Source organism: Phaeobacter sp. JH20_34 (assembly GCF_048056095.1).
GTDB lineage: Bacteria > Pseudomonadota > Alphaproteobacteria > Rhodobacterales > Rhodobacteraceae > Phaeobacter > Phaeobacter bryozoorum.
Map to the genome: position 1 here is coordinate 1,184,669 of NZ_JAYMWT010000004.1, position 18,134 is coordinate 1,202,802.

At 61.7% G+C, this 18,134-nt stretch carries 17 protein-coding genes; 10 read left to right on the forward strand and 7 right to left on the reverse strand.

Features of this window, described 5'->3' with window-relative positions; all coding sequences use genetic code 11:
• Positions 1 to 67: 67 nt before the first annotated feature.
• From soxB to VWZ81_RS07250, 7 genes are all read right to left on the reverse strand, one after another.
• Positions 68 to 1,765, reverse strand: a complete 1,698-nt coding sequence (soxB, locus tag VWZ81_RS07220) for a thiosulfohydrolase SoxB (protein ID WP_416542408.1) — start codon at positions 1,763 to 1,765, stop codon at positions 68 to 70.
• Positions 1,766 to 1,863: 98 nt separating this feature from the next.
• On the reverse strand, positions 1,864 to 2,715 hold the full coding sequence (gene soxA / locus VWZ81_RS07225; protein ID WP_416536194.1) for a sulfur oxidation c-type cytochrome SoxA: 852 nt from the start codon (positions 2,713 to 2,715) through the stop codon (positions 1,864 to 1,866).
• Between the two features lie 73 nt (positions 2,716 to 2,788).
• A complete protein-coding gene (soxZ, locus tag VWZ81_RS07230; protein ID WP_340545304.1) occupies positions 2,789 to 3,118 on the reverse strand; it encodes a thiosulfate oxidation carrier complex protein SoxZ in 330 nt (109 codons plus the stop codon).
• Positions 3,119 to 3,167: 49 nt separating this feature from the next.
• The gene (soxY, locus tag VWZ81_RS07235; RefSeq protein WP_416542409.1) at positions 3,168 to 3,584 is read right to left on the reverse strand and encodes a thiosulfate oxidation carrier protein SoxY; all 417 of its coding nucleotides are present in this window, start codon (positions 3,582 to 3,584) and stop codon (positions 3,168 to 3,170) included.
• Between the two features lie 49 nt (positions 3,585 to 3,633).
• Entirely contained in the window at positions 3,634 to 4,110 is a 477-nt protein-coding gene (gene soxX, locus VWZ81_RS07240) for a sulfur oxidation c-type cytochrome SoxX (protein ID WP_416542410.1), read from the reverse strand.
• Positions 4,111 to 4,311: 201 nt separating this feature from the next.
• A complete protein-coding gene (locus VWZ81_RS07245; protein ID WP_416542411.1) occupies positions 4,312 to 4,887 on the reverse strand; it encodes a thioredoxin family protein in 576 nt (191 codons plus the stop codon).
• Between the two features lie 37 nt (positions 4,888 to 4,924).
• Entirely contained in the window at positions 4,925 to 5,662 is a 738-nt protein-coding gene (locus VWZ81_RS07250) for a cytochrome c biogenesis CcdA family protein (RefSeq protein ID WP_416542412.1), read from the reverse strand.
• Between the two features lie 313 nt (positions 5,663 to 5,975).
• On the opposite strand from VWZ81_RS07250, the gene VWZ81_RS07255 reads away from it, so the two are divergent.
• The 10 genes from VWZ81_RS07255 to mdoH all read left to right on the forward strand — a co-directional run bounded on the left by VWZ81_RS07255 (position 5,976) and on the right by mdoH (position 18,036).
• Positions 5,976 to 6,455 (forward strand): hypothetical protein, encoded by a 480-nt coding sequence (locus tag VWZ81_RS07255; RefSeq protein ID WP_340546306.1) that lies wholly within the window; start codon positions 5,976 to 5,978, stop codon positions 6,453 to 6,455.
• Positions 6,456 to 6,474: 19 nt separating this feature from the next.
• Positions 6,475 to 6,810 carry an ArsR/SmtB family transcription factor gene (locus VWZ81_RS07260; protein ID WP_340546305.1) on the forward strand — a complete coding sequence of 112 codons (336 nt, stop codon included), beginning with the start codon at positions 6,475 to 6,477 and terminating at the stop codon, positions 6,808 to 6,810.
• A gap of 86 nt (positions 6,811 to 6,896) precedes the next feature.
• A complete protein-coding gene (locus VWZ81_RS07265; protein ID WP_340545299.1) occupies positions 6,897 to 7,967 on the forward strand; it encodes a YeeE/YedE family protein in 1,071 nt (356 codons plus the stop codon).
• Positions 7,968 to 8,189: 222 nt separating this feature from the next.
• Positions 8,190 to 8,627, forward strand: coding sequence for a DUF302 domain-containing protein (locus VWZ81_RS07270; RefSeq protein ID WP_416536309.1), 438 nt, complete (start codon positions 8,190 to 8,192; stop codon positions 8,625 to 8,627).
• 81 nt (positions 8,628 to 8,708) lie between these two features.
• The gene (locus VWZ81_RS07275; RefSeq protein ID WP_416542413.1) at positions 8,709 to 10,373 is read left to right on the forward strand and encodes a thiamine pyrophosphate-binding protein; all 1,665 of its coding nucleotides are present in this window, start codon (positions 8,709 to 8,711) and stop codon (positions 10,371 to 10,373) included.
• Positions 10,360 to 11,580 (forward strand): CaiB/BaiF CoA transferase family protein, encoded by a 1,221-nt coding sequence (locus VWZ81_RS07280; RefSeq protein ID WP_416542465.1) that lies wholly within the window; start codon positions 10,360 to 10,362, stop codon positions 11,578 to 11,580. The genes VWZ81_RS07275 and VWZ81_RS07280 overlap by 14 nt, the downstream gene beginning before the upstream one ends.
• 369 nt (positions 11,581 to 11,949) lie before the next feature.
• Entirely contained in the window at positions 11,950 to 13,314 is a 1,365-nt protein-coding gene (locus tag VWZ81_RS07285) for a tetratricopeptide repeat protein (RefSeq protein ID WP_416542414.1), read from the forward strand.
• Positions 13,315 to 13,337: 23 nt separating this feature from the next.
• On the forward strand, positions 13,338 to 14,609 hold the full coding sequence (locus VWZ81_RS07290) for an OpgC family protein (RefSeq protein WP_416542416.1): 1,272 nt from the start codon (positions 13,338 to 13,340) through the stop codon (positions 14,607 to 14,609).
• Positions 14,606 to 16,129 carry a glucan biosynthesis protein gene (locus VWZ81_RS07295; RefSeq protein WP_416542417.1) on the forward strand — a complete coding sequence of 508 codons (1,524 nt, stop codon included), beginning with the start codon at positions 14,606 to 14,608 and terminating at the stop codon, positions 16,127 to 16,129. Before VWZ81_RS07290 ends, VWZ81_RS07295 begins: the two co-directional genes overlap by 4 nt.
• The gene (gene mdoH / locus VWZ81_RS07300) at positions 16,126 to 18,036 is read left to right on the forward strand and encodes a glucans biosynthesis glucosyltransferase MdoH (RefSeq protein WP_416542418.1); all 1,911 of its coding nucleotides are present in this window, start codon (positions 16,126 to 16,128) and stop codon (positions 18,034 to 18,036) included. Before VWZ81_RS07295 ends, mdoH begins: the two co-directional genes overlap by 4 nt.
• The last annotated feature ends 98 nt before the right edge of the window (positions 18,037 to 18,134 follow it).

An 18,134-nucleotide genomic window follows, 5' to 3' on the forward strand; every position in this document is an offset into this window, starting at 1 on the left:
CCTCCTTACATCGAAAAATTCACTTTCGTGAATTCATCAGCGCAAAAATTTTTGGCGGATGCCGGGCTTAGGCGCCCGACACCTGCACGGAATTGTTCGGGGAAAGGGTAACGGTGCCCATCTTGCGAATGTGGCTTTCGACCACATCCCAGATCTGCGGGCCCTCGGTCCCTTCATTCACGCTGGCCCAACCGGCAACGATATAGGTCTTGGCCGGGTCAATCGCCTCGCCCGTCTTCAGCAGTGTCATATTGCTGATCCGTTCGCCCTGCGGCTTGGTGATGTCGATATGGTAGCCCATGCCACCGACGCGCACCATGTCGCCGCCCTGCTGGTAATAAGGGTCGGGATTGAAAATGTTGTCGGCCACGTCCTCCATCACCACCTTCAGGAATTCGCCTGTCATTTCATTGCGATAGGCTGCACCGTAGCTCATCGACGTGACATTCCAGATATCCTCGCGGGTGATGTCATCGCCGGGCAGCAAGGACGGCCCCCAACGCACGCCGGGCGACAGGGCGATGTCGGCTTCACGCTCGGTCAGCAGCGCGTCACAGATGAGATCGTCCCAAGTGCCGTTGAAATTGCCGCGCCGATAGAGCAGCTCATCTGTCTGGCCGATCACCTCGGCCAGCTCTGCCTCATAGGGCGCGCGCTGGTCGTTGATCAGCTGGCTGATCACCGGATCCGGCGCAATGACGTCGGAAAACACCGGGATCAGCTTATGCCGCAGCCCCATCAGCTGGCTGTCACGCACATCCAGATCCACGCGGGAGACGAATTTACCATTGGACCCAGACGCAACAATGTGGGTCTGACCAACAAGAACCGGTTCCGGCAGCGCATCATGGGTGTGGCCGGACAGGATCACGTCGATGCCACTGACCACACCGGCCATTTTCTTATCAACGTCAAAACCGTTGTGCGACAGCACCACAACAACATCCGCACCAGCGGCGCGTACCTCGTCGACCATCTCCTGCATATGTTCATCGCGGATCCCAAAGGAGTATTCCGGGAACATCCAGCCGGGGTTTGCAATCGGCATATAGGGGAAGGCCTGACCGATCACCGCAACCTTCGCGCCGCCACGGTCGAAGAACTTATAAGGTTTGAACAGCTCAGCCGGTTCATCCCATTCCGCGTCAAAGATATTCTGGCCAAGTGCGGCAAAGGGCAGCCCCTCGACGATCTCATTCACCCGGTCCGATCCCAGCGTGAACTCCCAATGGAAGGTCATCGCATCCGGCTTCAGCGCGTTCATCACATTGACCATGTCCTGGCCTTCGGTGTGATGACAGGTATAGGAGCCATGCCAGGTGTCGCCGCCATCCAGCAACAGCGCATCGGGGCGGTCGGCGCGGATCGCATTGATAATGGTTGCAACACGATCCAGCCCGCCGACCCGGCCATAGCCCTGCGCAAGCGACGCAAAATCATTATAGGTCAGTGCATAAGCTGAGGGGCTGCCATCGGCGATCCCATAGGCCTTGCGGAAATCCGCGCCGGTGATATGCGGAACATGGCCCTTATTGTCACCAACCCCAAGATTGACCGAGGGCTCACGAAAATAGATCGGCTTCAGCTGAGCGTGAATGTCCGTGACATGGATCAGGCTGATGTTGCCATAGGTGTCAAACTGCAGGAGCTGATCCTGTGTCAGCTTCTGCTGCGCTGCCAGTCTGGCCCAGCTGCCAAAACCTGAGGCCCCGACAAGCGCTGACGCTGCCATGGAGACCTGCAAGAAATCACGCCGCGAGATCATGGGTTCATCTTCCTACTGAGACACACGATATATTCGCATGTTTGAATGATATTGAGGGAAACGCGCCCCGCATCATCTCTGACACGGGGCCACGCGGATCAGTTGCGGACAGACGGTGCCTCGACCGAGAGGCCGTTGCCACGCGATGCGACATAGAGCTCCAGCGCCACAAACTCAGCCGAACCCGGTTTGTAAGTCTCGGCGCGGGTGTCACGCACGCAGCCTTTGAACCGCGCATGGGCCGTGTTCAGCTTAGTGTTCTTCAAGCGGTAGACCGGGAAGCCATTGATCTGGCCCTGGCTCAGATGGTCGGCGCGGATCATGTTGCCATAGTTGTCTTCGTGGCAATTGGCACAGGAGAGTTCCAGCTGACCGGTGCGGGTGTAGTAAAGCTCCTTGCCCTGTTCCCAGGTGGACTGGGCCGGGCCGTCAATGGCCACGTTAACCGGCATCCCGCGCGATTGCACCGAAATCAGCGCTTCCATGGCCGCCATCTTGCCGCTGGTGTATTTCCACTTCTCCGCGCCCATCTGGTTCTCGCGGCAGTCGTTGATCTGCATGACGAGCGTACGCATCTCGCCTGCATCCTCGTTCCACTTGGGGTAAACCGCGCGGACGCCGACCATGCTCTCTTCGACATCGTCGTGGCAGGAGGCGCAGGATTTCTCCGCGGTGCCTTCAACCTTGGACCATGTATCCATTGCCTGATCGACAAAGACCATTGCAGGGTTGTCAAAATCATCCATCTGCAGCGCCTGCGTCTCATCCGAGCGGAAATGCCAGCCTGACATCACCTCGTCCAGCACATCAGCAACATGCGCGGGTGCGGCGGTCTTGGTGACCATTTCGATCTCGTCATTGACGACCAGCGTATCATCATCCGCCTCAGCAAAGGCGGTAACGGGCAAGGCCAGCGCCATGGCAATTGCGGTGATTGCCTTATTATTCATCTTGTTTCCTCCCTTGGGTGGTCGTCCCGCCCGGCGTTCCGGACAGGGCGTTTGCCTATGGATCCGGAAGGGATCAGCCGATCGCGATCGGTTTTTGTTCCGTGTAGACAGAACCGTCATCGTCGTACCAGGTGAAGACGAATTCACCCGCCTCGGGGACGGTGGCGTCGAACTGGAAGTAAGGGTTGGTGGAAATGGCGGGTTCCATGGCCACATCAACAACGGACTGACCGTTAAACTCGCAGGTAAAGCGATTGATGATCGACCGCGGAATGACGTTGCCTTCCTTGTCCTTGCGCTGACCGCTTTCCATGTTGTGGCTGATCAGCGTCTTGATGGTCACCGCTTCGCCTGCGGCTGCTTTCTTCGGGACTTTGACGCGGGGTTTTACACCGGATGCCATGTCGTTAACTCCTGATATCTATGGGGCGAACCTGACGGACAGGTCGCGCTTAGCCGCCGCAGCCGCCGATGGTCACCTTGACGGTCGCGCTTGCCTTGGCAAAGCTACCGTCGGCCATTTTGGCAACCGCCACAATGTCTTGCGTGCCTGCGAGGCGAATCCGTGTGGCGGCTGACTGGCTGGCAGCCAACGGACCAAAGGTAAAGGTCGCGACGCCCGGGGTCGGGTTGCCGGTCGCCAGGATGATGATGGCCGAAGCACCGGGCGCATCGACCTCGATCGGTACGGTATTGCCGTTTTCGGCGATTTCGGGCGCGGTCAGTGTCAGGCCGGTGTCAGCCATATCAGCGCCACCCGTGAACTCTGCAATCCGATCCTCGGCTGCAGCAACGACACGCAGGGGCAGCATGGTCAGGGCAGCGGCCCCAAGGCCAAGGCCAAGTGTGTCGCGACGTGAGAACTCCATCGTATGTCTCCTTTGACGTTGATGGCGCAAAAGATCCCGGTCCTTTGCGTCAGTCTTCTTTCAGGGTCGCAAGGAATGCGACCACATCTTCGATTTCCTGGGCGGTCAGGATCGGCGGCAGCGGCTCGGCCCCCGCCTCGCCCGTGTAGGCATCGCCCGGCCGGATGAAGCCATCGACCTTGTAAAAGGCGGGCATCATCGTGCCGTCGAATGTCATCTTGGCATTGGCCACCAGACCGCGCAGCTCCGCCTCGCTCCAGCGGCTGCCGGCACCATCCAGTGCAGGGCCGATTTCACCGTGAAACGGCACATCCGACAGCGCGGACACCTGATGGCAGGCCACGCAATTGCCCTTGGATTTGTCGCCAACCAGCAATGCGCCGCTGGCGGCATCCCCGGCAGCTCCGCTGAGCGATACGGCAACAGCGCCGTCGTCGTCATAGGCGACCTCTTTCGGCGCGATCTCAGCGGCAAACGCAACTGTCCCGGCCAGACAGGCTGCCAGTGTCAGAGATATTTGCTTCATGTTTCCTCCCATTGGCTCCCACGCGCTTTGGCGTGCTTCGCTGGCGTTTACCCTAGGCGACCTCACCCGGCTAACGCAACATCAAATTCAGTAATTTGAATTTCATTATGTCGTTTCGACCGTTCAACCTATCCGACCTCGTCTGCCCGACGGCACGCAGGCAAGGCCATCTTTGCTGCAAAGACGATCAAACCACCGGTATCAATCGGTGGAGCCGTTGTTCCGTTCCTGGATGCGGCGGGCATGGTAACGTTGAAAATCTTCTCCGTTATCAAGCAAATAGCGCTCTTCGTTCACCCATGTGAACATATCGAGCGTAGTGCCGATCCCAAAAGCACCGGGCATGATCGCCACCGCGGCCTGCGGCGCCGGAATCTCGGGCACCTCCTGCGGCAGGAACATCATTGTCGGGGTAAACAGAACGCCCCATTTTCGGGCCATGTCCTTCTCCGACAGGGTTTCACCGTCAAAATCCGTCACTTCGACATCGCCATATAGATTGAGCTGCACCACAAAGAAATTGTCGCCGATGTAGGTCCCGACCTCGGGTGTCGGGAACACCTCCTCGTGCATCTTGGTACAATAGACACAGCCCCTTTGTTCAAAGAACAGCACCAGCCGCTTGCCCTCGGCATTGGCCTCGTCCAGATCCTCGCGCAGATCCTTGAAGGTCTCGCGCATCCAGGGGGTCTTGTGCAGGCCATCATCGCCGAGCTCCACCGCCCCCACAGAGCCGACACACAGCAGCCACAACAGTCCGATCATTAGTCGTTTCATCTCTTACCCTCCCAATACGGCCGCCATTCTGGGCCGCTCAGCCGATACTTGCAAAACCCGGGAACCACCGGATCATAGCCTCGGCAATATAACGCACGCTGCCCGTGGCGATCAGAACCGCAAAGATGATGAGCATGACGCCCATCCCCTTTTCCACCCAGGCAAAGGCAGACCGGTGGCGGGCCACAAACCTAAGAAAAGGCCCGGCAAACAGCGCCGCTACCACAAAGGGCGCGGTCATCGCCGCGCCGTAGACCAGCAACAGCAGCCCGCCGCGCCAGATATCGCCAAGGCCAGAGGCAATCATCAGGATCGAGGCCAGGGCCGGCCCCACGCAGGGTGTCCAGCCAAAGCCAAAGGCCAATCCCATCAAATAGGCGCCAGCCAAGGTCGCGGGCGGCGCGGTGCTTTCGATCCGGGCCTCGCGATAAAGCAGTGGAATCCACAGGACCCCCAGAAAATGCAGCCCAAAGACCAGCAGCAATACCGCAGCGCCATAGGCCAGCACATCCAGATATTGGCCAAACACCTGCCCCAGTGCGGTGGCTCCCATTCCCATCAGCACGAAGACAGTGGTCACCCCTACGGAAAAGCAGATCGACGCCAGCACAAGGCGCCGCCGCGCGCCCAAAGCGATCTCGCCGTCGCTGCGCAGCTCCGCGATGGAAAGCCCCCCCATATAGGAGAGGTAAAACGGTACCATGGGCAGCACGCAGGGCGTGAAGAATGACAATAGCCCCGCAACAAGCGCTCCGAACAAAGAGATTTCCAGCATGTATCAAGGCCCCTTGCCATCTTCTGCGTTCGAACCAGACAAGACCACAGTTGCCGATCCACATCGCGCCGAGAAGTATCTTCTGTCGGCTGCTGGCGGTCGATCTCCGTGTGCAAGCCGCGATTGCCCAAATCAGGCACAGCTCCAACAAGATGCGCGGGCCGCCGGTCACCCCGGTAGAAACTTGTACTATTCACATATTCAAATTACGTAGTACATATAGACACCCTTCATGCCGACCCGTCAATCACCGGCCGTGGCTCAGACATCGTACTTCACGGCCCCCACACAGATCATCGAGACAAATCGCATCATGGCCTTTTCTTCGCTGACCTCCCTGCCCTATCGCAGCTGCCGCGCCGCTGCCTCGGCGCTGGCAAAGGTCGCTGTCATGGCGGCATTGCCGCTGATCGCATCGGCCAGCGATGCCGCAGAGCTGGTGATGGTCGAGCAGCCGGGCTGCGCCTGGTGCGAACGCTGGGACGCGGAGATTGCGCCGATCTATCCAAAGACCGCCGAAGGCACCTTTGCCCCGCTGCGCCGGGCAGATTTGCGCGACATGCCGAAAGATCTGACGCTGTCACGGCGGGTCACATTCACGCCAACCTTCTTGATCGTTGAGGGCGGCCATGAGATGGCGAGACTGGAAGGCTATCCGGGAGAGGATTTCTTCTGGCCGCTGATTTCCGGTCTGCTGCAGGCGCACGCAGGCTTTGTCCCGCCCGCTGCCGAGCAACCAGACGCGGGACACGCCCCCGACCAGCAGCCCGCCCCGATGGCCACCAATGGTTGAACCAGGAGAGAACACCGATATGGCCCTGCCACAGTTTTCCGCCGATATGGCCCCCGAAGATCTCGATACGATGGTGGACAATGCCACCCGCGCCTCGAATTTTCTGAAGGCGATCAGCCACGAGGGACGCCTGATGATCCTGTGCCATCTGGTGTCGGGTGAAAAATCGGTGACCGAGCTGGAAGAGCTGCTCTCCGCACGTCAGGCGGCGGTTTCCCAACAGCTGTCGCGCCTGCGTCTGGAAGGTCTGGTCATTCCACGCCGTGAGGGCAAGGCGATCTATTACCGGCTGGCAGATGATCGTCCGCGCCGGATCCTGGAAGTGGTCTACGAGCTGTTCTGCAAGGAGGACTGACCGACGACCGGTCGGCCCGGCCACACTGGCAGCGGAACCTTCAGCCGCCAGCCCCGCAGCTCTTTCACCGGCGGAACCCGCACAAGATGCCCACCCCCCTGTCCGACCTCCTGAGCGATACGCAACTGACCGCCCTGCTGGGGGTGTTTGGCGGCGTCCTGCTGGGATTGGCGGCGCGGCTGGGGCGGTTCTGCACGCTGGGCGCCATCGAGGATCTGCTCTATGGCGGCTCGTCCCTGCGTCTGCGGATGTGGGGCATGGCAATCGGCATGGCAATCCTGGGAAGTTTTGGCCTCATGGCTCTAGGCTGGCTGGACCCGGCGCAGTCGCAATATCTTGCCATTCGCTGGATGCCGCTGGCCTCTATCGGCGGCGGCCTGTTATTTGGCTATGGCATGGCCCTGAGCGGGATGTGCGGCTATGGCGCCATAGCCCGGCTCGGCGGCGGCGATCTGCGCAGCTTTGTCATCGTGCTGGTGATGGGCGTATCGACCTTTGTCGTGCTGACAGGCCCTCTCGCCCCGCTGCGCAACCTGTTTTTCCGGCAACAGAGCATCACCGATGATCTGCCCGCCGGCATCGCCCATCATCTGGCCAACTATCTTGGAGCGTCGGTCAGCGCTATCGGCCTTGCCATCGGCGGTGCGATCCTGCTGATATCCATCCTCGGGCGCGAGGTGCGCGAGTCTCCGGCCGCTATTGGCTGGGCTGCGCTGGTGGCGTTTGCCATCATCAGCGGCTGGGCAGGCAGCAGCCATATCGCGCGGACGGGGTTTGACGCGATACCTCTGGTCTCGCATTCCTTCTCCGCGCCGCTTGGCGAAACCATCATGTGGACAATGACCGGCAGCCTGCGGCCGATCAGCTTTGCCGTCGGCTCGGTCAGCGGCGTCTGGCTCGGTGCCTTTATCGGTTCGCTGATCAAGGGGCATTTCCGCTGGGAGGCCTGCGACGACCCGCGCGAGTTGCGCCGCCAGATCATCGGGGCCGCGATCATGGGGGGCGGCGCGGTCCTTGCAATGGGCTGCACGGTCGGCCAGGGGCTGAGCGCCTTTTCGCTGTTGTCGATTTCTGCCCCGGTGACCTTTCTGTCGATCTTTGCCGGGGCCGCTGTTGGGCTGCGCCAGCTGATCACCGGTTTTCGCCGCGCCGCCTGACTGCACCACCTGACTGCCCGCCTGACTGCCCTGCCGCGCGGCTCGCACCGGCTGCACGACAATGTGACTGCGATGCAGCCGCCGAGGCATTAACTTCGTAAGCAACGACAGGAGATCACCGCCATGTTTCAAAACGTGATGGGTTCGATGGCCCTCCGCCGCAGCCATCTGTTCGCTGCGGCACTGGCCTTCGTGCTGCTTGCCGCAACAGGGTCACATACGATGGTTGCGACCGCCGCACCGCTGGCCGAGCGCCAGGGCTGGGCCGTTCACCAGACCCGCAAGCCCTACCCGCAGCTGGTCGAAGATGTGATTGCGGCGACGAAGGCGCAGGGTCTTGTCGTGGTGACGCAGGCCGGGCCGACCAAGGCCGCTGCGGCCCGTGGCATTACCATACCCGGCAACCGGGTGATCGGTGTTTTCAACAATGACTATGCGGTGCGGGTCCTCAGCCATTCCACCGCCGCAATGATTGAAGCCCCGATCCGCCTTTATGTGACCGAAGGCGAAGATGGCTTGGCGACGCTTTCTTATAAAACCGCAACCCATGTCTTTGCCCCCTATCTCGATGAAGGCGGGGCTGATCTCGCCGATATCGCGGCAGAGCTGGACCAACATCTTGATGCCATTGCGCAAAATGCGGCGCGCTCGGCGCCTTGACGCTCACACCCGCGTGAGGAGGCTTGCAACCTTGCCCGGTTCCGGCAATTTGGCGGCACTTGTTCACGAAGGGTGGATTTCATGACACAGACCGACACCGCGGCTGCGACGGCCACAGAACCATTGCGCGCGGCGGATGTGCTGGCCCGGCGACTATATGCCGCCGGATGCCGCCATGCCTTCGGCATGCCCGGTGGCGAAGTGCTGACGCTTGTCGATGCGCTGACCAAGGCGGGCATCCGCTTTCACCTTGCCAAACACGAGAACAGCGCCGGTTTCATGGGCGAAGGCGTGCACCACAGCGATGGCGCACCGGTTATCCTGGTGGCCACGCTGGGCCCGGGGGCGCTCAATGGGGTGAACGTTGTCGCCAATGCGCATCAGGACCGGGTGCCGATGCTGGTGCTGACAGGATGTGTGGATGCGGCGGAAGCGGCCACCTATACCCATCAGGTACTGGACCACCAGGCGGTTTTTGCCCCGATCACCAAGGCCAGCTATCGCCTCGACGCCGAGGCTGCCGGTGTGATCACCGACAAGGCGGTGCGGATCGCAACAGCGCCGCGCAATGGGCCGGTGCATATCGATGTGCCGATCTCCGTCGCCGATTCCCCTGCCGGCCCCCACCGTCCTTGCCTCGCGCCTGCCAGAGCAACGCAACCGCAGCCCGCTGACCTGGCGCAGGCGCGCGCGTGGCTTACCGAGGCCGAGCGCCCGCTGGCGGTGATCGGTCTTGACGCTGTTGCCGAGGCCGCATCCGCGCCGCTTCTGGCCTTTCTCGAACACTACCAGATCCCTTTTGTAACCAGCTACAAGGCCAAGGGCATCCTGCCTGAGAAGCACCCGCTTTGCCTTGGCGGCGCCGGGCTGTCGCCGCTCGCCGATCGTCACCTGCTGCCGCTGGTGCGCGAGGCCGATCTGGTTCTTGCGCTGGGGTACGATCCAATCGAGATGCGCCCGGGCTGGCGCAACGCCTGGGATTGTTCCCGCCAGCGGGTGATTGATATCTGCGCCGAGGACAACACCCACTACATGCACGCGGCCACTCTGACGCTGGTTGCCGGTCTTGCGCCCAGTCTGCGCGCGCTGACGGTTGGGGCGCAGCTCGCCGATGACACGCAGCCGTCCCCGCAGCGCTGGCCCGAAGGTCAGCCTGAGGTGGCCCGGGCAGCCCTTCGCTCCGCCTTCACCCCGCAGGCGGACTGGGGACCCGCTGCGATCGTTGCCGAATGTCAGGCCACCCTGCCCGGCGATACGCTGGCGACGGCAGACAGCGGCGCCCATCGGATCTTGCTCTCGCAGATGTGGAGCTGCCATGAGCCTCGCGCCCTGATCCAATCCTCGGGCCTCTGCACCATGGGCTGCGCGGTGCCGATGGCCATTGGCCGCAAACTGGCAGAGCCGCAGCGCACGGTTGTCAGCTTCTCCGGTGATGCGGGTTTCCTGATGGTGGCGGGCGAGTTGTCCACCGCCGCCGAGCTTGGCGTTGCGCCGATCTTTGTCGTCTTCGTCGATGCCAGCCTCGCATTGATCGATCTGAAGCAGCGACAGCGACGGCTGGATAACGCTGGCGTCGACTTCGGCCAGCACGACTTTGCCGCGATGGGCCGGGCCTTTGGCGGCCATGGCGTCAGGGTCCGCGACCGCGCAGGCCTGCGCGCTGCCTTGCAAGAGGCACAGCAGGCCGAGCGTTTCACCGTCATTGCCGCAGAATTCGAGCGGGAGGCCTATGATGGGCTCATCTGACCGGACATCCGAAGCCAAGCTGTCCCATGGCCCGCTGACTGGCGTCAAGGTGCTGGACCTGTCCCGCATTCTGGCAGGGCCGACCTGCACCCAGATGCTGGGAGATCTGGGGGCCAGTGTGCTCAAGGTCGAAAACCCGCGAACCGGGGGCGATGACACCCGGCAGTGGGGGCCGCCCTATGTGGTGGATGAAGACGGTCACCAGTCGGATCTGTCGGCCTATTTCATGGCCGCAAACCGCAATAAGCGCTCGGTTGAGGTGGACATCGCCACGACCGAGGGCCAGCAGATCATACGTCGTCTCGCCGCTGAAGCCGATATTCTGCTGGAAAACTTCAAACCCGGCGGGCTTGCCAAATACGGCCTCGACTACGAGAGCCTGCACACAGAGTTCCCGCATCTGGTCTATGGTTCGATCTCCGGCTACGGCCAGACTGGACCCAATGCCCATAAACCCGGCTATGACCTGATGGCACAGGGCTATGGCGGGATCATGTCGCTCACCGGTGAGCCTGAGGGCCGACCGATGAAGGTTGGCGTCGGCATCGCCGACGTAATGTGCGGCATGTATGCCTGTGTCGGCATCCTCGCAGCGCTGCGCCACAAGGAACAGACCGGCGAAGGCCAGCAGGTCGATATCGCGCTGGTGGATGCGCAGATCGCATGGCTGATCAACGAAGGTGTGGCAACACTCAACACTGGCAGCGCCCCCAAACGGCGCGGTAATGAGCATCCCAGCATCGTGCCATATGGGTTATATGAGACCTCAGATGGCCATGTGATCCTCGCGGTCGGCAATGACGCGCAGTTTGGCCGCTTCCTATCTTTTCTCGGACTGGACGGGCTGGCGCGGGACCCGCGCTTTGCAACCAACCCGGCCCGCTTGCAGCACCGAGACGCGCTCGCCGATATCCTGGTACCGGCGCTGCGCCAATACCGCACCGATGAGGTGATCGCCGCGATGGAGGCCCGCAAGGTGCCAGCAGGACCGGTGCAGACGCTCGATCAGGTTTTTGCCTCTGATCAGGTGGCGGCGCGGGATATGACAATTGAAATGTCCTCGGCGGCGGGGCCGGTGCGGTTGCTTGGCAATCCGCTCAAATTCTCCCGGACGCCGGTGACCTACCGTCACGCGCCTCCAATCTGCGGTGCAGACAGCGACCTCCTTGCCAGGACCGCGGACCCGTTTTCGGAAGACGACAACTAAGACAGCGGCGCAGCGCCGACCGAGAACAGGCAGACGCCCCGTCACCCGGGGGCGGCTGCCTGCTCAATATCTCTGCTATCCCCTTAAGACACCGCAGAAAACGCCTGTTTCTCGGGCTTGCAACCGGCAGGATCTGGCCGAGTGTTACAGAAACTGGCGGTGTTCGGCCAAAGTCGCGCTGCACGGGCTTGCCAGATTACAAAAAATGCGGGAAATCGCTGTCAATCAATATGGTTGGCCCATTAATCCGGCGAGATTGCACACGCCGCTTCACCAAACCGCGAGCGGGCATCGCGAGACGCGCGGCCGTGCTTTAGGCTCGACGACAAAGCACCTCTGCTTTCGTTTTTGACACGGATCGGACAAACGATGATGCAAGATATTTTTGGCCAGGACACCAGCCTGACAAACGCCGCGGCGCTCGAGAACTGGAACTGCGTTCAGATGGGGGTGTTGTCTCACGGCGCTGCCGCGCCGCAACATCTGGGCGCCCTGCTGGAGGCTGCACCGGAGTTTGCCATGGCCCAGGCGGCCAAGGGCATGTTTGTGCTGCTGTTGGGCCGGGCAGAACTGATGCAGGCCGCACGCGACGCCTATGCTGCGGCCAAGGCCGCCGAGGATGGTGCATTGCCACGCGAACGCCACTATATCGCTGCGCTCGGTGCTTGGCTGGACGGCCGTCCATCGCTGGCGATTGCAGAGATGGAGACCGTGCTGCGCAGCCACCCCGAGGACGCGCTGGCGATGAAGCTGAGCCACGCGATCCGCTTCATCCTGGGCGACAGCGCCGGTATGCGCCGGTCGATCGAGCGGGTCCTGCCCGCCTATGCGCCGGATCACGCCGGACGCGGTTACCTGCTTGGATGCCACGCCTTTTCGCTTGAGGAAACCGGCGCTTATGACCTGGCCGAAGCAACCGGGCGTCAGGCGCTCTGGATGGCACCGGATGATGCCTGGGGCCTGCATGCGGTGGCCCATGTCCATGATATGACGGGCAACTCCCGTGCCGGGCTTGACTGGCTGACCGGTCGCGAAGAGGCCTGGGCACATTGCAACAACTTTCGCTACCACGTCTGGTGGCACAAGGCGCTGATGCATCTGGATCAGGGGCAGACCGAACAGGTGCTGGCGCTATACGATCACGAGATCCGCAAAGACAAAACCGATGATTACCGTGACATTTCCAACGCCACCTCACTGCTGATGCGGCTGGAGCTGGAGGGCGTTGCAATCGGTGACCGCTGGGAAGAACTCGCAGAACTCTGTGCCAACCGGACCGAAGACGGCTGCCTGATCTTTGCTGATCTTCACTATCTTCTTGCCCTGGTGGGCGATGATCGCAAGGTTGAGGCTGGCCAGCTGGTGCAGCGGATCCACGCTGATGCGCGTCGCGGCGCCAGCGAGAGCGATGGCCGCATGGCAACGCCAGGCTGCGGCCTTGCGCTGGGGCTCGAGGCCTTTGGCGAAGGTAACTACAGCGAAGCCTTCGGCTATCTCGCCAGCGGACGCAGCTCCCTGCAACTGGCAGGGGGCAGCCATGCCCAGCGGGACGTTTTCGAACGCGTGACCATTGATGCGGGCATCCGCGCGGGGCGTCTGGACGCGGTGGAGGCCATCCTCAACGAACGGCGCGCCCAGCGGGGCGGCGCCGAGGACAGCTATGCACAGGCACGCCGTGCACTGATCGCTGCCGGACGTGGCGCGCCCTGCGCGCAAAGCGTCCCGGCAGAATAACAAAAGTAAGGACACAACAGCCTATGGCGACCATCTCGCCCTTTCCCGGTGCCAAGGGCACCGAGACCACTCCAGTGGCCAATCGCCCGGTTGCCCCGCAATCGGACGCGCAGACCCGCGCGCTTCGCGATCCCCGGCTGGATTTCTACCGCGGCATTGCGATGTTCATCATCCTGTGCGCTCATATTCCCGGGAACCGCTGGACCGGCTGGATTCCGGCCCGGTTTGGCTTCTCCGACGCGACGGAGATCTTTGTCTTCTGTTCGGGCATGGCCTCGGCCATCGCCTTTGGCGGCACCTTTGCCCGCCGCGGCTGGCTGATTGGCAGCGCGCGCGTGGTGTTTCGCTGCTGGCAAGTCTACTGGGCCCATATCGGCCTGTTTGTCTTTCTCGCCACCACCATGGCGGCGCTGGATCTCTACGGGGCTTTTGACAAGAGCTATATTGCCTCGCTGAACCTGTTGCCGTTCTTTGAAAACCCGGTGCCGCAGCTGGTTGGGCTGATGACGCTCAGCTACGTGCCAAACTACTTTGACATTCTGCCGATGTATCTCGTCGTGTTGGGGCTGATGCCGCTGATGATGGGGCTGGAACGCGTCGGCGTCTGGGCAGTGGCGGCCACCTCGATCGCGATCTGGCTGCTGGCCAACCCGTATATGATCGGCCTCGGGCCGAATGGGCTGTCGCTCTCCGCCGAACCCTGGTCGAGCCGCGAATGGTTTTTCAACCCCTTTGGCTGGCAGCTGCTGTTCTTCACCGGCTTTGCCTTCATGAAAGGCTGGCTGCCCGCCCCGCCGGTCTCACGCGGACTGATGATCATAGCCACCGCCTATCTGCTCCTGCTAGCGCCCTTCGGCTCCTGGAAAGTCTTCCTCTGGGTTGAAGCCTGGAACACCGGTCTGGCGGAGCTGATCCGACCGACCTGGCAGCTGACAGCCGAATGGCGGGAAAAAACCGACTTTGGCCTTTTGCGCTATGGCCATTTCCTGTCGCTGGCCTACCTCGGCTGGGTGGTTGCGGGCGAAGGCGGTCGCCGTCTGATCGCCTCCGGGCAATCCACACCCGCCCGGATCTGGGCCGTGCTGCTGTCGCTGATCACCAAAGTCGGTCAGCAATCGCTTGCGGTCTTTGTGTTTTCCATGGCGCTGGCTCGGTTGCTGGGCTTTGCCATGGATCTCACTGACAGGTCGATCATGACCACTGCATTTTTTAACCTCACCGGGTTTGGCCTGATCATCGGCTGCGCCTATATCGCTGCCTGGTTCAAATCACATCCATGGAAAACCAAGAGATGAAAGAATTCTCGCGACGCACCTTTCTGGCAACCGCCCTGGCCAGCACGGCCCCGCTTGCGCTTGCCGCGCTGACCTCGCCTGCGCGTGCGACCGGAGGCCCTGCATTCTCGCGCGAAACGGTTGTGGCGCTGGCGCGCGAGTTGGCGGCCGCCCCTTATGCGCCCCGGCCCAGCGTGCCGCAGGACTGGCAGGAGCAGACCTATGAGGAATACCAGACCCGCTGGTTCCGCAGCCGCGATGCGCTCTGGTCGAAGACCCCGCGCAGCTACAATGTCGATTTCTTTCTGCCCGGCCTTTATTTCCCGCGCCCGGTCGAGATCTACACCGTGGAAAACGGCCTCGCCCAGCCGGTGGCCTTTGACCTGTCGCTGTTTGACAAAACCGACAAAGCCCCCGACCTGAGCGTCGACGACAGCCTCGGCTACTCCGGTTTCCGGCTGCGGACCGATCTAAAGGAACCCGGCAAGAAAACGGAATTCTGCGTATTCCAGGGCGCGAGTTATTTCCGGGCCATCGGGGCTGCACATACCTATGGGTTGTCGGCGCGCGGCCTGGCGGTGAATACCGCTACCTCCAAGGGCGAAGAATTCCCTGAATTCATTGCCTTCTGGCTCGAAGCTCCAGTTCCCGGCCAAAAGAACATGATCGTCCATGCGCTGATGGATTCGCCGTCTGTCACCGGGGCCTACCGGTTTGACATACTGCCGGGGCAAGACACGGTGATGGATGTCGAGGCGCGCCTGTTTGCACGTGCGGAACTGGACAATATCGGGCTTGGACCACTCACCTCGATGTTCCTGTTTGATCAGACCAATCGCAACCGGTTTGACGATTTCCGCCCTGCGGTTCACGACAGCGACGGTCTGCTGGTGGTCAATGGCAACGGCGAGACCCTGTGGCGCCCACTGGCCAACCCCAAGACGCTGCAGCTGTCGTCCTTTGTCGATGAAAACCCGCGTGGCTTTGGCCTGATGCAGCGCCCGCGGCTGCTGTCTGATTATGAGGATCTGGAAGCGCATTATCACCAGCGCCCGGCGCTCTGGGTTGAGCCGAAGGGTGATTGGGGCAAAGGCGCCGTCACGCTGGTTGAAATCCCGGCGGACAAGGAAATCTACGACAATATCGTGGCCTATTGGCGCCCACGCGACAGCTACGCCCCAGGCTCAGAGATTGCCATTGACTATCGGCTGACCTGGGGCAACGGCCCGGATCTGCCGGTGCCACAGGTGATCAACACCGCCGCGGGCGCGCGCATCTTTGGTGATCCGGGTCGGATCATCACCATCGATTTCGCAGCCCATCCGCTGTTTGCCGGTGGCGTTGACGATCTAAAGGCGCATATCACGTCACCTCATGTAACCCCAACCGAAGGCGTCTTGCAGCAAAACCCGGAAACTGGCGGGGTGCGGTTGGCCTTTGCCTTTGACCCTGGCGAACGCGACCACGTCGAATTGCGCGCTGAACTGCGCAAGGATGATCAGCCCGCCTCCGAAGTCTGGCTTTACCGGTGGACCAAATGACCAATTTCTCCCTGACCCCACCGGAACAACCGCTGGCTATGCCAGAGCAGAATTTCGGTGCCCATTTTCAGGATCACGCCTGCCCCTTACCCGGTGACAGCGCGGCAACCGGCGGACAGCCCAGCGAGTCAAGCCAGCGTCAGGTGGCGCTATGGCGTGTTCTGGCCTTCTCTCCGGCGATGGCCGCTACGGGGCTGTTGACCTGGGGTATGAAGGACTGGTTCGCGGCAGACGGGTTTTCCATGCTGGAGGTCGCACTTCTGGTGTTGATCGCGTTCAATTTCTTCTGGATCTGCTTTTCGGTCTCTACCGTCCTTCTGGGTCTCTGGGGCCTGTCCCAGCGCCCCCGCGCGCTGGGACGAGGCCGCCCGCAGCGGATGAAGGTCGCGCTCCTGATGCCGATCTACAACGAGGTCCCCTGGTATGTACTTGGCAATGCCCAATCCATGCTGGAAGAGCTGCACGCCCGTGGCGGTGTCCATGACTATGCAATGTTCATCCTGTCCGACACCCGCGACGATGCCATCGCCGCAGAGGAACGTGCCAGTGTCGAGGCCCTGCGCAGTATGCTCCCCGCAGGGGCCCAGCTCTATTATCGGCGCCGCGATGACAATGCAGGACGCAAGGTCGGCAATATCGCCGACTGGGTGCGCCGGTGGGGCGCCGGCTGGGACGCCATGCTGGTGCTCGATGCCGACAGCCTGATGACCGGGCGCGCCATTGCCCATCTGGCCGACGCGCTGGCCCGTGATCCCGGCGCAGGTCTGATCCAGAGCTATCCGCAGCTGATAGGTGCGCATTCCGTCTTTGGCCGGATGCAGCAGTTTGCCAATGGCGTCTACGGCCTGGCTCTGGCCGAAGGTCTGGCCCGCTGGGCAGGGCATGAAGGCAATTACTGGGGGCATAATGCGATCATCCGCACCCGTGCCTTTGCCGCCTGTGCGGGGCTGCCGCCGCTGCGCTCTGTCTTTGGTGGTGAAAAGCTGATCATGAGTCATGATTTCGTGGAGGCCGGGCTGCTGCGTCGCGCCGGTTGGAGCGTGCAGTTCCTGCCCCGCATTCGTGGGTCTTACGAAGAAACTCCGCAGACGCTGATTGACCATGTGCTGCGGGATCGGCGCTGGTGTCAGGGCAATCTACAGCACCTGAACCTGCTCAACGCCAAGGGGTTTCGCGCCTTGTCACGCTTTCATCTGCTGCATGGGGCCATCGGCTACCTGATGGCGCCAGTCTGGTTCGCCCTGCTGGTGATCTGGGCGCTGATCGGACGTGGCGAGGAAGCTTCGGTCCTGACCTATTTCAGTGAAACCAATCCGCTGATGCCCTCCTGGCCGGACATGTCAGAGCCGCGCCATGTGCTGGTGATCCTGCTCATCTATGCCATGCTGCTCGCCCCAAAGCTTCTGGCCGTGGCGGCGCTGCCGATGACCGGGAGCCGCTTCTCCGACTATGGCGGCGCGGGCGCCTTTGCCCTGTCACTGTTGACGGAAATCCTGCTCGCGATCCTTTATGCGCCGATCCTGATGGTTCAGCAGATGATCGCGGTGCTGCGCACCGCCTTTGGCCTCCAAAAGGGATGGGCGCCGCAGGCACGCGACGGTGGCAGCTACTCCTGGCGCACGCTGTTCACCTGCCACGCGCTGGAAACCGTCAGCGGCATCGCGCTGTGGACGGGGATTCTCGCCGGCGTGGTATCCGTCTGGCTATTGCCAATCGCCGTATCGCTGATCCTTGCGGTGCCCCTGTCGGCCCTGTCGGGCGTACCGTTGCAGCGCTTTACCAAAGCCCTTCTGGCCACCCGTGAGGTCCATAACGAGCCCCGCATCACCCGCATCGCCCGTGCCAGACGGGACAGGTTGCGCCTGGCATTGGAGCGATCCCCCGCCCATCCCACAGCCGCTGAGTAAAAAAGACAGTTCAGGCGAAAATATCCACAATTTGCATCAAATTGAAAATTCCGGCAGGAACCATCAGGTTTCTCCGGAATTTTTTATTGAGAATTCAC